The following is a 14,908-nucleotide window of genomic DNA, read 5'->3' as shown; positions in this document are numbered from 1 at the left end:
CCATAGGGCGGCCCCCGCGTGGCCATGTCTGCCGGTCAGGGGAAGGCCCAGCTGCTACCGACCGGGCCTGGCCGACGGCGTAACGAGGCAGGTCAGGCTGTGTCAACCAGTCAGGACGCTTACCGCACAAGGGCTTTGCCCACGGGCTCGCCAGTACGTCGGGCGTACGTCATCCGCTCGCGCACCTCGCGCAGAGTGCGGGGCCGGCACCCCGGGCCGCCACAGCAGCTCTTGTGGAAACCCACGCCTGCGTTCAACAGGACCGAGAGAGTCCGCCAGGCCGCAGTGTCCCGTCGCCGGGGCGCGGCGAAAGCCGACCCCACGTGGGTCAACGGCTCGGAGCAGCGCGGGCAGATCCGCTGTCGTTCCCTGTCGTAGGGCTGCTTGTACGAGGCCCGGCAGGGCAGGCAGACGTACGAGGTCTTCGCGTGGGCCATGCCACCAGGGTAGGCATGGCCCCGCTACGAATTCGACGAATTTTCAGGGATGGCGAGAGGGCTGTCACAGGTCAGCCCAGCTGGTCAACCGTCGTGCTCGACTACGGCTCCCGCCTGCTCTCGCCGTTCGTCAGCCCTGTCAGTCCTGTCAGCCCTGTCGCCGTCCACGGGCCAGCCGTGCCGGTCTCGAAGCCGGGGTTGCCGAGGAGCTGGCCCGGGTAGCAGCCGCCCGGGGTGGTCACCCGCCAGAAGAACGACATCCCGGCGTAGGTGTCCGCGACGAGATCCTGGGCGACGACGGTCGTCGTCCAGCTGCCCCAGCGTGTCGGTCTGCCAGGAGGGCTTGGGCTCCAGCGTGGAGCAGCCCGAACCGGTGCCCGGGTTCTGGCCGGTGGCGTCACCCCATGCGGCCTCGGACCAGCCGCGTGCCGGGTCGGCGCTGTTCCTGGTGAGCGTGGTGCCGCCGACCGCCGTCACGTACGGCGAGGCCGCCGGGTACGAGGTGCCGTAGCCATCGTCGCCGGCAGCGGCGGTGATCACGACGCCCGGGTGGTCGTACTACTTGCCGTCGTAGGCGAGTTGGGACTTGTCCTCGGGTGCGCCGTAGCCCGTGGAGACGTACCGCGCGCCCGTGGCGACGGCGGTGTTCAGGTGGGCCTGTGCTTCACCCCGAGGTGGGATCCCGGTACGCCGCCGGCCCGGAATCGGGTAAAGTGACGCCCGTCTTCAGTGCGTGACCAACCGAGGAGGTGGGACCCATTACCGCTGTATCAGGCTGGGTGCTCTCATCTCACGGCCCTGCGGTCCGCCACACCTAGGTGACCGGGAGAGCGCCCTTCGGCATTCCGAAAGGCTCTCGTGTCCACTTCCCCGTCAGCTGTCTCCGAGTCCGCCATCGTCACCAGGCTGCGCGCCGCCGGCTGTGTATTCGCCGAGGACGAGGCGCAGTTGCTCATCTCCGCCGCTCCCGATCCGGCTGAACTCGACGCCATGGTCGAGCGGCGGGTCGTCGGCCTGCCACTCGAACACGTCCTCGGCTGGGCCGAGTTCTGCGGTCTGCGGGTCGCCGTGGACCACCTGGTGTTCGTACCCCGGATCCGTACCGAGTTCCTCGTCGGCCAGGCCGCCGCGCTCGCCCGGGCGCTCGGCGCCGAGCGGCGGTCGCGGACCGTAGTCGTCGATCTGTGCTGCGGCTCGGGCGCGTTGGGCGCGGCGCTGGCGGCGACCATCGGCCGGGTGGAGCTGCACGCCGCCGACATCGACCCCGCTGCGGTGAGCTGCGCCCGGCGCAACCTCGGCACCGCCGGCGGCGAGGTGTACGAGGGCGACCTCTACGAACCGTTGCCCGCCACGCTGCGCGGCCGCGTCGACATCCTGCTCGCCAACGCTCCGTACGTCCCCACCGAGGCGATCGGGCTGCTGCCTCCGGAGGCCCGGATGTACGAGGCCCGGGTGGCGCTCGACGGCGGGGCGGACGGGCTGGACATCCAGCGGCGGGTGGCCGCCGAGGCGGCGGAGTGGCTGGCCCCCGGGGGTCACCTGCTGGTCGAGACGAGCGAGCGGCAGGCACCGCTGACGGTCGGGGTGTTCACCCGCCACGGGCTGATGCCCCGGCTGGTGACCTGCGACGAGCTGGACGCCACCGTGGTGATCGGCACCAGACCCGAGCGGTAACGGGCCCGAGCGATGACGGGACCACCCGGCGGGAGCGGCCGTCCAGGCGGCCGCTCCCGCCCGCAGCAGGTCAGTTCTTCACGGCCCGCAGGATGACGAACTTCGGGTCGCTCGTGACCACTTCGCAGTTGCCGAAGAGCCGGCGCAGCTTGACGTGGTACCCGAGGTGCCGGTTGCCGATGACCCAGAGCTCGCCGCCGGGGCGCAGCGCGTCGCACGCGCCCGCGAACATGCGCCAGGCGGTCGCGTCGGTGGTCGCCTGGTGGGTGTGGAAGGGCGGGTTGTTCAGGACCAGGTCCACCGTCTGGGCCGGTACGGCGGAGAGACCGTCGCCCACCAGGAACCGGGCCCGGGCGTCGGGGCCCGCGTTCGACCGGAAGGTGGCTTCGGCCGAGGCCACCGCCTGGTGGGACTCGTCGACGAAGAGCACCTCGGCCTCGGGGTTGCCCACGGCCACGGCCGTGCCGAGCACGCCGTTTCCGCAGCCCAGGTCCACGATGCGCTCGGGGCCACGGCTGTGCGGGAGGTTGCGCAGCAGGAACCTGGTGCCGATGTCAAGCCGCTCGGCGCAGAAGATCCCGGCGTGGTTGGTGACGCTCAGGCCGGTGCCCGCGCCGCTGCCGGTCGGCAGTTCGTAGCTGCGCGGCCACGGGCTGCCCGTGCGGGCGAGCTTCGGGTCCGGCGTGCAGAAGATCAGCCGGGCCTTCTTCGCCGCGAGCGAGGTCCGGGTCGGTCCGACGATCCGCTCGAACAGCTTGAGCGTGGAGGTGTGGATCTCGGTGACCATGCCCGTGCCGACCACGACGGTGCCCGCGTGCAGGCGCGGCGCGAGCCGGTGCAGCTGGTCCTCCAGGAGCGCGAGGCTCTTGGGTACCCGGATCAGCAGGACGTCGATCCGGTCCGGCGGGGTGTCGAGGGTGGAGAGCAGTCGTACCGCGTCCGGCGCGGCCCCGCTGCGCCGCAGGTTGGCCCGGGTCGCCTCCTGGGCCAGGAAGGAGTCGGTGATCTGCACGGGCCGGTGGCTCGCGAGGGCCGTGGCGAGGGCGCCCCAGCGGTCGCCGACCACGGCGACGGTGCCCGACAGGTCGACCGCCGGGTCGCCGTCGGTGCCCGCGAGGTGGCGCAGCAGGTACTCGTCGGCGGCGTCCCAGGCGCGGAGCAGGTCGCGGGGGTCTTCGGGGAAGCGGGTGAGCGCGAACTCGCCCCATGACGTCGTCAAACTGTTCATCGTCCCCTCAGGCTAGCCGAGTCCGGGGAGCGCCACGGACCTCCGCCGCCTTGGTGGACCTGGTGGGCCGAGCGGCGACGGAGGATTCTTCCGGGTGACGAGTGACAGGCGGCGGGTGGCGGGTGGTGGGCGGCGGGTGGCGGGCGGTCCGTGGTGTGTGCCGGTGCTGTGCCGGTCGAGAGTGCGAGGAGACTGACCGGATGACCGAAGCGAGCCCTTCCCGGCGGACCGTCCTGCGAGCGGCCGCGCTGGCGGCGATCACGGCGGGGGGCGTCGCCGCGTGCTCCGACGACCGGAGGCCCGGGCAGCCGCCGGCCTCCGGTGCCTCGCCGACGGGCGCGGCACCCGCGACGTCCGCCGCCACGCCGGGCGCCACCGGCACGTCCGCCTCCCCCACCGCCACCGCTGGGCCCGCCGACTGGGCGGCGCTCGCGAAGGACCTCGGCGGGCTGCTGATCCGGCCCGGCGACAGCCGGTACGACACCGCGAGCCAGCTGTTCCAGCCGCAGTTCGACTCGCTCCGGCCCAGCGCGGTGGCCTATGTCGGCGGCGCCGACGACGTGGCCACCTGTCTGGCCTTCGCCCAGCGGTACGGCGTGCCCGTGACCGCCCGCAGCGGGGGGCACAGCTACGCGGGCTGGTCCTCGGGCGGCGGGCTGGTGCTGGACGTGGGGAAGCTCGACTCGGTGACGGGCGACTCGGGCGGGGCCGTGGTGGGCGCGGGCGCGCGGCTGATCGACGTGTACGCGGGGCTCGCCGGACGGGGCGCCACCATCCCGGCCGGGTCGTGCCCGACCGTGGGGGTGACCGGGCTCGCGCTCGGCGGCGGCATCGGCGTCACCGGGCGGGCGTACGGGCTGACCTGCGACAGTCTCACCGGGGCGGAGATCGTCACCGCCGACGGGAAGATCCGCCAGGTCGGTCCCGGCAGCGACGACGACCTGTTCTGGGCGCTGCGCGGCGGTGGCGGCGGCAACTTCGGCGTCGTCACCTCGCTCTCCTTCCGGACCCACCCGGCGGCCGACTGCTCTTACGCCTTCCTGTCCTGGCCGTGGTCCCGCGCGGCCGAGGTGGTGCGGGCCTGGCAGGCCTGGGCGCCCGGTGCCCCGGACGGCATGTGGGCCGACCTGCACCTGCTGACCTGGGCGGACGGCCGGCTGCAGCTCGGCAGCACCGTCAACTACCTCGGCCCGCAGGGTGAACTCGGCAATCTCATCGACCGGTTGGGCGCCGCCCCGGCCTCGACCTCGCTGCACAGCCGCTCGTACCTGGAGACGATGCAGGTGATGGGCGGCGTCTCGGGCTGGGCGCAGTCGGCGGCCCATCTGCCGGGCAGCCTGCCCGGCCGGACCCCGGACGGCCGGGTCACCCGCGAGTCGTACGGCGCGCGCTCGGACATCTTCACCCGCCCGCTGACCGATGCCGGGATCGCGGCCCTGGTCGCGGCGGTGGAACGCTACCCGCGTACGGGCCCGCAGGGTGGCAGCGCGGGGGTGGCCTTCGACGCGCTCGGCGGCGCGATCAACCGCGTCGGGGCGGCCGACACGGCCTTCGTCCACCGCGACGGCCTGTTCACGGCCCAGTACACCGCCAACTACCCGTCAGGCGTGGTCGGCGGCACGGGCGCGGACCGCTCCTGGACCTGGCTGAACTCGGTCTGGGACGCCATGCGCCCCTGGGCGAGCGGCCAGGCGTACCAGAACTACCTCGACCCGACGCTGAGCGGCTGGGAGCAGGCGTACTACGGCGCGAACGCGGCCCGGCTCCGGACGGTGAAGCGGACCTACGACCCGACGGGACTGTTCCGCTTCCCGCAGGGCGTCCCGCTGAGCTGACGCTTTTAACGACCGCCCCGACGCACCCCGTACACGGCGGCGCCGACCGCGAGGACGGCCGCGCCGGAGAACACCGAGCCGAGCGGCAGGGCGAAGGCCAGGACGGCGCAGCCGGCCAGGCCCGCGACCGGCACCACGCGGGGCGGGCGGCGCTCGGCGGCGGTGAGGGTGAGGGCGGCGGCGTTGGCGACCGCGTAGTAGGCGAGGACGCCGAAGGAGGAGAAGCCGATCGCCCCCCGCAGGTCGGTGGTGGCGGCGAGCAGCGCGACGACCGCGCCGACGGCGAGTTCGGCGTGGTGCGGTGTGTGGAAGCGCGGGTGGACGGCGGCCAGGGCGGGCGGCAGGTGGCGGTCGCGGGCCATCGCGAGGGTGGTCCGGGAGACGCCGAGGATCAGCGCGAGCAGCGAGCCGAGCGCGGCGGCGGCCGCGCCGACCCGTACCAGCGGGGCCAGGGCGGGGGCGCCGGCGGCGCGTACGGCGTCCGCCAGCGGGGCGGAGGCGTGGGCGAGCCGGTCCGGGCCGAGTACGGCCAGGACCGCGACGGCGACGGCCGCGTAGACGGCCAGCGTGATCCCCAGGGCGAGCGGGATCGCCCTGGGGATGGTGCGCTCGGGGTCCTTGACCTCCTCGCCGAGGGTGGCGATCCGGGCGTACCCGGCGAACGCGAAGAACAGCAGCCCGGCGGCCTGCAGCACCCCGCCCGGCCCGGCGTCGGCACCGATGCCGAGCCGGGCGGTCTCGGCGGTGCCGCCGGTCAGGCAGGCGGTGACCACGGCCGCCAGCACCGCCAGCACGCCCGCGACGATCGACCTGGTCAGCCAGGCCGCCTTCTGCACGCCCGCGTAGTTCACCGCCGTCAGCGCCACCACGGCGGCGACCGCGACCGGCCGGGCGTGGTGCGGCCAGACGTAGAACCCGACCGTCAGCGCCATCGCCGCGCACGAAGCGGTCTTCCCGACCACGAAACCCCAGCCCGCGAGGTAGCCCCAGAACTCACCGAGCCGCTCGCGGCCGTACACGTACGTGCCGCCGGAGGCCGGGTAGCGGGCGGCGAGCCGGGCCGAGGAGGTCGCGTTGCAGTACGCCACCACCGCCGCCAGCCCCAGCCCGATCAACAGCCCGGATCCGGCGGTACCGGCGGCGGGCGCGAGCGCGGCGAAGATCCCCGCCCCCACCATCGAGCCCAGGCCGATCACCACGGCGTCGAGGACACCCAACCGCCGCTCGAGCCCCGGGCCCGGGCTGTCCGTCGGCCGCGCGGCGGGGGTACTCATCACTCGCTCCTCGTACATCGGTTTCGGGCAATCGGGGCACCCTATCCGGCCGAGATGTCGGCAACGCTTCCGCTCGGGCGCGACGTCGCGCTGATAGCGTCCGGCCATGCAGACCCCGCTGTGCGGCAGGAGTGTCGCGCTGCGCCCGGCGACCGCCGCCGACGTCCCGGTGCTGGCGGCGATCCGGGCCACGCCCGAGGTTTACGCGCGCTGGCGCGGCGGTGCGGACCTGGCGGCGGAGGTCGCCGAGGACCTCGCCGACACCGATACGCCCGTCCTGGCGATCGAGTACGGCGGACGGGTGGTCGGCGCGATCCAGTGGCACGCCGAGAACACACCGGACTACCGCCACGCGGGCCTGGACATCTTCCTCGACCCGGCGGTGCACGGCCGGGGGCTCGGCACGGACGCCGTCCGCACCCTCGCCCGGCAGCTGATCACCGAGTACGGGTTCCACCGGCTGGTGATCGATCCCGCCGCCGACAACGCCGCCGCGATCCGCTGCTACGCCAAGGTCGGCTTCCGGCCGGTCGGCGTCATGCGGGCGTACGAGCGTGGCAGCGACGGCAGTTGGCACGACGGCCTGCTGATGGATCTGCTGGCCGACGAGCTGACCTGACGATCCGTCAGGCGGGTGTGCTCTCCGCCAGGAGGACGCCGAGGTCCAGCTCACGGAGCCGGTCGAAGGCGGTCGGCACGGTCCGGTCCCGGCGGGCGAGGAAGTCCCTGACCAGTCGGGCGCAGTCCTCGGTGCTGGTGGTGCCGGTGTCGCACTCGACGTCGTAGACGCCGTGCGAGTGCACCCGGTCGTACTGGTACTCGGCCGTGCCGGGCGAGCGGTCGCCCCGGGCGAGTTCACGGCGGCGCAGCTCGTCGAGGGAGCAGCGCACGCCGACCAGCACCACGTCGTACCCGGCCAGCACGTCCAGGCAGTCGAGCAGCCGCCAGCGCTCGCTGAAGACGTGGTCGACCACGACGTTGTTGCCGCCCGCCGCCATCCCGGCGATCGCGCGGTGGAACCCCTGCCGCATCCGGGTGAGGGCCGTGGCCAGCTCGTCGGGGGTGCGGAACAGGTCGGCGCGGCGGGCGCCCATCGCGTTGAACGCGTCCACGGAGAGGTGGAAGTAGTTCGAGTCGAGAGTACGGAGCAGCTCGGCGGCCAGACTCGACTTGCCCGAACTCGACGTACCGTTCAGGAAGATGATCTGCCCGGGCTCGGTCTTCCGGTGATCTGCATCCCGGTGACCTCCGTGCCTGTGACCTACGTGCCGGTGACCCGTGTTCCGGTGCTCTGTCACTCCGCCGCCCCCTCATTCGATCTTCAGGGCAGCATAACTTCCCCGGGCCACCGGACCCCGGGATTCCCGAATCGCACAGGCATACCGCAGTGTCTAGGCTGTCCAACGATGACCGTCGACCGACGTACCGTGCTGCGATCCACCGCCCGCCTGGCCGCACTCACCGCCACCGGGGCGCTGATCGCCGCCTGTGACGACTCCGCCTCCGAGACCTCCCACGGGCCGGCCTCGTACGCCGCCCCCGGGCAGCCCCCGCACCTGAACACAGCGGGCCCGGCGGCCACCGGGCTGCCCGCCGCGCCGTCCAGGACGCCGACCGCGCCCGCGACGGCCGGTGCGACCGCCGCGCCGCCGCTCGCCGTCAACACCCCGGACGAGGTGGTGAACGGGCCGCGCGACCGGCGCGAGGTCGCCCTCACCTTCCACGGCCAGGGTGATCCCGCGCTGGCCACCGCCTTACTCGCGGCCGCCGAAAAGCACGGCGCCCGGCTGACGGTACTGGCCGTCGGCAGCTGGCTCGACCAGCAGCCGCAGATGGCCCGGCGGATCCTGGACGGCGGCCACGAACTCGGCAACCACACCCAGAACCACCTGGACATCTCCACGATGACCGCCGCCCAGGCGCAGGCCGAGATCACCCAGTGCGCCGAACGGCTGCAGAAGCTCACCGGCTCGATCGGACGCTGGTTCCGCCCGTCCGCCGCCCAGTACGCCACCCCGATGGTGCGTGAGCAGGCCAAGCTGGTCGGCTACCAGCACTGCCTGTCCTACGACGTCGACCCGCGCGACTACACCGACCCGGGGGCGGACGTCCTCCAGCGCCGACTGCTCAAGGCCGTCAGCGGCGGCTCGGTGGTGGCCCTGCACATGGGGCACCGGGGCACCGTTGAGGCGCTGCCCGGCATCCTGGACGGGCTGGCGAAGCTCGGGCTCAGCGCGGTGACAGCCAGTCAGCTCTGCGCGTAAGGGCTTGCCGCCCCAGCGCCGCCACATGCGATGCTCGGGCCATGCGATACATCATCATCGGCGCGGGGGCGGTCGGCGGCTCGATCGGCGGTCGGCTGTTCGAGAGTGGGCACGAGGTGGTCCTCGTCGCACGCGGGGCGCACCTCGCGGCCCTGCGGTCGGACGGCCTGCGGCTCAGCACCCCCGACGGCACCCGGACGCTGCCGATCCCGGCGGTGGACGGGCCGCAGGCGCTGGAACTGCGCACCGACGACGTACTGATCCTCGCGGTCAAGACGCAGCACGCCGAAGCCCTGCTCACCGAGTGGGCCGCCCGGCCGGTCGGGACGGGTGCTGGCGGGACGGGTGCTGGCGGGGCGGGTGCTGGCGGGGCGGATGACGGCGGGGTGTCGCTGGGCACGGCGGGCGAGCTGCTGCCGATGGTCTGCGCGCAGAACGGGGTGGAGAGCGAGCGGCTGGCGCTGCGCCGCTTCCGCCGGGTCTACGGGATGTGCGTCTGGCTGCCCTCGAGCAATCCGGAGCCCGGCCGGGTGAGTGCCCACGGCGCTCCGCTGACCGGCTTCCTGCACGTGGGTCGGTACCCGGACGGCGTCGACGGGACCGTCCGGCAGATCTCCGCCGACCTGGAGAAGTCGAAGTTCCTGGCACCCGTCCGGCCCGACGTGATGGCCTGGAAGTACGGCAAGCTGCTGGGCAACGTCGCCAACGCGCTGGAGGCCGTCGGCGGCCCGGTCGAGGGCGAGCCACGGATGGCGCTGTACCACCGGGTGACGGCGGAGTACGTCGCGGTGCTGGCGGCGGCGGGCATCGCCTACCCCGGCGTCGAGGAGCAGCACGCGGTACGTGGCGACCTCATCACCGTCCAGCCGCTGGAGGGCGAGGAACGGGCCGGCGGCTCGTCCTGGCAGAGCCTCAGCCGGGGCACGGGCACGATCGAGGCCGACTACCTGAACGGCGAGGCCGTCCTGCTGGGCCGGCTGCACGGTGTACCGACGCCGCTCAACGAGGCCCTGCAACGGCTCGCCAACGAGTTCGCCCGGACGGGACGGGCGGCGGGGAGCCTGTCGGACGCGGAGCTGGACACGCTGCTGGCGCTCTGATCGGACCTCGGGCGGTCAGGTCAGCGGGTCGTCCGGCCCGTACGGCCGAAGGCGCAGCGTCCTCGCGTCGGCGTCGCGGATCGCGTCGGCCTGGGACACCAGCTGCTCCAGGTTGTCCCGGCCGGCGTGGATGAAACGCCCGTGCAGGCAGTCGAACCGGCCGCGCGCGGCGTCCACGGTGACGGCGACCATGTACGGGATGCTGCCCCACTCCTTCATCCCGGCGAACATCGGCATCCCGGCGGTCATGTCGGTGGCGACCGCGCCCGGGCTGATGTCGAGCACCACCACGTGGTGGGCGGCGAGCGAGTCGGCGACGTTGTCGGAGAGCTGGAGCAGCGCGCCCTTGGAGGTCGCGTACGCGGTGTAGTTTCCGTCCGGGCGGAACGCGAAGCCCGAGTTCAGGTTGAGGACCCGGCCGCGACGGCGCTGCACCATGCCCGGCAGCACGCTGCGCATCAGGTTGAACGGCCCCCGGAGGTTGGTCTCCACCACCTGCCACCACTGGTTGGCGTCCGCCTCCCAGATCGGGGCCTCCGTCTGGTCGACCTGGCCGGCGTTGTTGACCAGGAAGTCCACCGGTCCGAGGTCGCGCTCCACCGCGCGGACCGCCTCCCGGACGGCACCAGGACGGGTGACGTCGGCGGTCACCGCCACTCCCCTGGCGCCGCGCCGGGCGCACTCCCGGAGGGTCTCGGTGAGGGTGCCGTGGTTGCGGCCGAGCAGGCCGACCGCCATGCCCTCGGCGGCCAAACCGATGGCGATCTCCCGGCCGATCCCCCGCCCGGCGCCGGTGATCAGCCCGACCTGTCCTACCAGCGACTCCGTCGGCATCCGCGCTCCCTGTCCTGACTGCCGGTCTCGGCTGCTCCCGGTCTCGACTGCTCCGCGTTGACGGCCTTGTCCGCGCTTTCCGCGCTGCCCGCGTTGACGGCGTTGCCCGCGTTCCGGATTGTCCGCGTTCCGGCGCGGGCTCTCCGGGACCGCACGGAGCGGACGTGACTCATCTCATCCGATCGGCCTATCCGTGGTCCGAGTGAACCAGCGTTCGCCTCGGAGTAGTACGGTCGTGCAGGCGGCACGCACAGGCACGACCGGTGCCTTCCGCCCGCCGCAGAGCACCCTGCTGGGTCACCGCCCAGCACCACCGTGAAGGGCAACCGAGTGATTGACATCGAGCGCGTCGGAGTAGTCGGCTGCGGCCTCATGGGTTCGGGCATCGCCGAGGTCTTCGCCCGCTCCGGGCTGGACGTCCTGGTCTCCGAGGCCAGCGGCGAAGCCCTGGAGCTCGGCCGGACCAGGCTGACCAACTCCCTTGAGACGGCGGTCAGGCGGGGCAAGCTGACGGAGGAGCAGCGCGACGAGGCGCTCGGCCGGATCTCGTTCACCACCGACCTCGCCGACTTCGCCGACCGTGACCTGGTGGTCGAGGCGGTGGCCGAGCGCGAGGACATCAAGATCAAGATCTTCCAGACGCTCGACCAGGTGGTCAAGCGCCGGGACGCCATCCTCGCCTCCAACACCTCCTCCATCCCGATCGTGAAGCTGGCCGCCGCCACCTCGCGCCCGGAGCAGATCATCGGCCTGCACTTCTTCAACCCGGCGCCGGTCCAGAAGCTGGTCGAGGTCGTTCCGACCCTGACCACCTCCGCCGAGACCACCGCCCGCACCGAGACCTTCGCCGTCCAGGTACTCGGCAAGGAGCCCATCCGGGCCCGCGACCGGGCCGGCTTCGTGGTCAACGCCCTGCTGGTGCCGTACCTGCTCTCGGCGGTCCGGATGTTCGAGTCGGGCGTCGCCACCGCCGCCGACATCGACAAGGGCATGGAGGCGGGCTGCGCCCACCCGATGGGCCCGCTGCGCCTGTGCGACCTGATCGGCCTGGACACCATCGTCTCGATCGCCGAGTCGATGTACGACGAATACAAGGAGCCGCTCTTCGCCGCTCCCCCGCTGCTCTCCCGGATGGTCGACGCGGGCCTGCTCGGCCGCAAGTCCGGCCGTGGCTTCTACGACTACACCGCGAGCGCCTGAGCAGCGCAGCGCAGGTCTCAGCTCGCAATCTGACGCCACGTCAGAATGGGAGCGGGCCCGGATCCAGACCGCGAGGTCTGGGCCGGGCCGCTGCCATTCGCCCGCCGCCCCGCGACTACTCCAAAAGTTCGTCAACACCCTTATAAGCCACGATAGTTGACAGAGCATGGCCACTTTCTCCCTTAGCCGCGACGCTCATGGTCACACAAACTGGGACAGCACGATGCAGGCGCACCGAACGAACTCTCGCTCATCAACAGCCGCAGACCGCGCGCTGCACCCCTGAGCCACCCGAACAGGGTCGAACGGAGAGCATCATGAAGCTACGCCGGTCAATCGTCCTCAGCTGCCTCGCCATCCTCGCGACAGCCACCCCCTTCACGATCCCCGCAGCCGACGCCCAGCCGTCCGCCGCCCACTCCACAGGCGCCCCGCGCGCCGCCGCAGCCACCCACGCCGGGATGACGTGGAGCACTGCCGAGCAGCGCCCCAACGGCGAGGTCCACGTCAGCTACGACAGTCAGACCAACGGCTACCAGGGCGACACACCCGCCACCGCCTCCTTGCCCGTCCTGTGCCTGGACATCACGGGCAGTGCGGCACCCTCCGACATCACCCCCGGCTTCTACGCCGGCTGGTCGAAAGGCTGGGTGGGGCTGACCCCGTCGGTCAGCGGCACTTCACTGACCAGCCGCGCGGCGGCGGACGCACTGTGCGCGAGGAGCTTCGGCACCGGCTGGCGAATGGGAGAGCACCACGACGGCTGGTACGGCCCAGGCCTGGCCTACTCCGGCGGCTGGTCGTTCTGGGCCAACGGCGCGATCCCGTTCGGCACACGATTCTGGGTGGCGATCAACGACCAGCCGGCCAACCCCTGGAACTGAACCGACCTCAGCCCACCCGGAGTTGGCCCGCGACTCCCCCGCACACCTCCGGGCGGGGTCCATTGAAGCCGGGCCAACCGCCGACACCCTGCGGGCCTTGACGAGGTGAACTCCGTTCCGGTCGGCTCCGCTCTCGTCACCGGCGTCGCCGACGGCACTGAGGACGCGAGGGCCTGCGGGTGGCGCGCCTTGACCCGCAGGCCCTGGTTCAGCGCACCTCAACTGTTGATGCTGTAGCCGTCGCCGTATGTCTTCCACTGCTCACCGCGCTGATCCGCTCTGGCCAGTGGGGGTGGATTCAGCAGCACGACCCGGCCGCCCACGAGTTGGCGACGTTTCGGATCGACCTTCTCGCCGAGTTGCTGGATCTACCGGGTATCGCCACGTCTCCGGAGTGGGTGTCGCCAACCCAGCTGTCGGCTTCTTCGAGCGGGTCGCCCATTGGAGCCCGGAGGCGACTACTCCAGGGCGCCGACGCGCTCTGCCAGCCCCAGCAGCTCGGGTGACGCACTGCGGCCGGCAAGGAGTGCGAGCTCGCGGATGACCGCTCGGGCCGCCACGTGAGTACGGACCGTCTCGGGTGCCAACTCTTCTGCTCTCAGCAGGAACTCCAGAGCTTCCCCCGGATGCCGACGCTGAGCGTGGGCCCTGCCCAGGTCCATCAGCAGTCGTGACCTGCGCTCCGGCGAGAGTCGCCCGGCGTCGATGCGTTGGCCAAGGTCCAGCGCCTCACCGGCGTCGCCCAGATCAACCGCAGTTGAGACTGCCTGAATCTCAACGTTGGTCGGCCCAAACTCCAGGTTGAAGTCATTTCGGTCCGTGCCGAGCTGTGCCGCCACCGTGCGCGCCTTGCTCAGTTCGTCCCGCGCCCGGTCCCGTTGTCCGCCGCGAGCCGCAACGAACGCCAGTATGAGGTGCAGCGAGCCGAGAACCGAGATTGCTTCCGGCTCAGGTTCCCCCGTGGAGGTGTACTTCTTCAGGACGGCTACGGCGCTGCTGGCAACGTGGTCGGCCTGGTCGAGATGCTTGAGGCGCAGGAACGCCTGCGCCAGGCGGTAGATGCCTGCGAAGACGAGCAGCGGTCGGGCGGACTGTTCGGCAGCCCGGATGGCCCGGTCGGCTGCGACCCACGCTGCATCGGCTTCGTCCTGGCGTACGAACGCAGCGGCCAGCGCCTGGTAGGTCTGGCTGAGCAGGACCTGAACCGCCGGCCGGCTGCCTAGGGCTGCGGTCCGTGCTGCCCGCTCAAGTCGGGGCAGGAGACGGCCGAGAGCAGTGTTGAGCTCGGAGAACCGAGCAGCGTGCGTCAGCGCCCAGACTTCATCAACGGCGATGCTGAACTCTGCCAAAGAAGGCGCCTCGGATGCCGATTGCTCAATGAGCAGCACGTCCAAGGCCGGATGCCCCGAGATCAGCAGCCGAGTTCCGTCCAGATCGTTCGGTTCTTCCGCTGCCGGAGGGGCAGGCGGCGCGGGCTGCGGAGCGTCGGGATGGAGTACTTGTACCGAGACGCCGAGTCCGTCAGCCAGGAGCTGGAGTACGTCGAGCCGCACGACAGGTTGAACACCGCGCTCCACCTGCGAGACCCAGCTCGCCGTACGGTTGATGGCTACGGCCAGCTCGTCCTGCTTCATCCCGCGCTGCTTCCGGAGCTGTGCGACCCGGGCTCCGAAGGCACGCCGCTCCTCCGAGGTCATCGGGACCCTTCGTCAGCGGAAGTGCCTTTACCTGCCAGCTCGTTGAGGAAGGTGACCTCGAACGACTCGAGGTACTGCGCGCGCTCCGCCAGGAAGCGGCGCACGTGCGCCTGCTGCTCGTGCACCTCGAAGGCGTCACGGTCTGCATAGAGCTCGTAGAAGACCCGGACGGTCGGCTCATCAACCACCGCGTGGTTGACGTACAAGAGGGTTCCGGGCTCCAGCGCCCGGATGCCCTCCAATACCTCCTCCGCGAGCTCGTCGAAGGCGCGCGCCGACGCCACGTCGTGAGCAGTGAAGCGCACTACAAGGCCAAATCCCATGAGAAAGCTCCTCTACCAGGCTGGGACCCAGTGTCGCACGACTCGCTGAAAAGCTGCGACTAGCAGAACTTCTTGACCCGCAGAAACACTGCGAGTAGCTTCATGGCTACCGAAAGCGGCGGAAGGTCGCAGAGATGGAGGGCTCCCCTTCGTGGTGT

At 71.8% G+C, this 14,908-nt stretch carries 15 protein-coding genes; 8 read left to right on the top strand and 7 right to left on the bottom strand.

Annotated features, from left to right (window positions below; all coding sequences use genetic code 11):
- Positions 1-119 precede the first annotated feature (119 nt).
- The gene (locus tag P3T29_RS07225) at positions 120-437 is read right to left on the bottom strand and encodes a deoxyxylulose-5-phosphate synthase (RefSeq protein WP_280715475.1); all 318 of its coding nucleotides are present in this window, start codon (positions 435-437) and stop codon (positions 120-122) included.
- Between the two features lie 343 nt (positions 438-780).
- Between P3T29_RS07225 and P3T29_RS07220 the strand changes: the two genes are divergently transcribed.
- The gene (locus P3T29_RS07220; RefSeq protein WP_280715474.1) at positions 781-948 is read left to right on the top strand and encodes a hypothetical protein; all 168 of its coding nucleotides are present in this window, start codon (positions 781-783) and stop codon (positions 946-948) included.
- 347 nt (positions 949-1,295) lie between these two features.
- Positions 1,296-2,111 (top strand): putative protein N(5)-glutamine methyltransferase, encoded by an 816-nt coding sequence (locus P3T29_RS07215; RefSeq protein WP_280715473.1) that lies wholly within the window; start codon positions 1,296-1,298, stop codon positions 2,109-2,111.
- Between the two features lie 70 nt (positions 2,112-2,181).
- Here P3T29_RS07215 and P3T29_RS07210 read toward each other — a convergent pair whose 3' ends face one another.
- A complete protein-coding gene (locus P3T29_RS07210; protein WP_280715472.1) occupies positions 2,182-3,339 on the bottom strand; it encodes a methyltransferase in 1,158 nt (385 codons plus the stop codon).
- Between the two features lie 200 nt (positions 3,340-3,539).
- On the opposite strand from P3T29_RS07210, the gene P3T29_RS07205 reads away from it, so the two are divergent.
- The gene (locus P3T29_RS07205) at positions 3,540-5,174 is read left to right on the top strand and encodes an FAD-binding oxidoreductase (protein WP_280715471.1); all 1,635 of its coding nucleotides are present in this window, start codon (positions 3,540-3,542) and stop codon (positions 5,172-5,174) included.
- Positions 5,175-5,179: 5 nt separating this feature from the next.
- Here P3T29_RS07205 and P3T29_RS07200 read toward each other — a convergent pair whose 3' ends face one another.
- Positions 5,180-6,448: an APC family permease gene (locus P3T29_RS07200; protein ID WP_280715470.1), complete on the bottom strand. Its 1,269-nt coding sequence runs from the start codon at positions 6,446-6,448 to the stop codon at positions 5,180-5,182.
- A 106-nt stretch (positions 6,449-6,554) separates the two neighbouring features.
- On the opposite strand from P3T29_RS07200, the gene P3T29_RS07195 reads away from it, so the two are divergent.
- Positions 6,555-7,067, top strand: coding sequence for a GNAT family protein (locus tag P3T29_RS07195; protein WP_280715469.1), 513 nt, complete (start codon positions 6,555-6,557; stop codon positions 7,065-7,067).
- A 7-nt stretch (positions 7,068-7,074) separates the two neighbouring features.
- On the opposite strand, the gene P3T29_RS07190 is transcribed toward P3T29_RS07195, so the two are convergent.
- Positions 7,075-7,653: an AAA family ATPase gene (locus P3T29_RS07190; protein ID WP_280715630.1), complete on the bottom strand. Its 579-nt coding sequence runs from the start codon at positions 7,651-7,653 to the stop codon at positions 7,075-7,077.
- A 201-nt stretch (positions 7,654-7,854) separates the two neighbouring features.
- On the opposite strand from P3T29_RS07190, the gene P3T29_RS07185 reads away from it, so the two are divergent.
- Positions 7,855-8,712 carry a polysaccharide deacetylase family protein gene (locus tag P3T29_RS07185; protein ID WP_280715468.1) on the top strand — a complete coding sequence of 286 codons (858 nt, stop codon included), beginning with the start codon at positions 7,855-7,857 and terminating at the stop codon, positions 8,710-8,712.
- Positions 8,713-8,753: 41 nt separating this feature from the next.
- Complete coding sequence (locus tag P3T29_RS07180) at positions 8,754-9,812, top strand: 2-dehydropantoate 2-reductase N-terminal domain-containing protein (protein ID WP_280715467.1); 1,059 nt, start codon at positions 8,754-8,756, stop codon at positions 9,810-9,812.
- Between the two features lie 15 nt (positions 9,813-9,827).
- Here P3T29_RS07180 and P3T29_RS07175 read toward each other — a convergent pair whose 3' ends face one another.
- Positions 9,828-10,646 carry an SDR family oxidoreductase gene (locus P3T29_RS07175; protein ID WP_280715466.1) on the bottom strand — a complete coding sequence of 273 codons (819 nt, stop codon included), beginning with the start codon at positions 10,644-10,646 and terminating at the stop codon, positions 9,828-9,830.
- 330 nt (positions 10,647-10,976) lie between these two features.
- Between P3T29_RS07175 and P3T29_RS07170 the strand changes: the two genes are divergently transcribed.
- A complete protein-coding gene (locus P3T29_RS07170; RefSeq protein ID WP_280715465.1) occupies positions 10,977-11,846 on the top strand; it encodes a 3-hydroxybutyryl-CoA dehydrogenase in 870 nt (289 codons plus the stop codon).
- Positions 11,847-12,163: 317 nt separating this feature from the next.
- On the top strand, positions 12,164-12,730 hold the full coding sequence (locus P3T29_RS07165; RefSeq protein ID WP_280715464.1) for a hypothetical protein: 567 nt from the start codon (positions 12,164-12,166) through the stop codon (positions 12,728-12,730).
- Between the two features lie 458 nt (positions 12,731-13,188).
- Here P3T29_RS07165 and P3T29_RS07160 read toward each other — a convergent pair whose 3' ends face one another.
- Both P3T29_RS07160 and P3T29_RS07155 read right to left on the bottom strand, forming a co-directional pair.
- Positions 13,189-14,427, bottom strand: a complete 1,239-nt coding sequence (locus tag P3T29_RS07160) for a helix-turn-helix transcriptional regulator (protein ID WP_280715463.1) — start codon at positions 14,425-14,427, stop codon at positions 13,189-13,191.
- The gene (locus P3T29_RS07155; RefSeq protein WP_280715462.1) at positions 14,424-14,750 is read right to left on the bottom strand and encodes an antibiotic biosynthesis monooxygenase; all 327 of its coding nucleotides are present in this window, start codon (positions 14,748-14,750) and stop codon (positions 14,424-14,426) included. Before P3T29_RS07155 ends, P3T29_RS07160 begins: the two co-directional genes overlap by 4 nt.
- Positions 14,751-14,908: the final 158 nt, after the last annotated feature.

It is taken from the genome of Kitasatospora sp. MAP5-34 (assembly GCF_029894335.1).
Taxonomy (GTDB): Bacteria; Actinomycetota; Actinomycetes; order Streptomycetales; family Streptomycetaceae; genus Kitasatospora.
The sequence above is the reverse complement of the archived record's forward strand: the minus strand, read 5'-3'. Positions and strand labels throughout refer to the sequence as shown.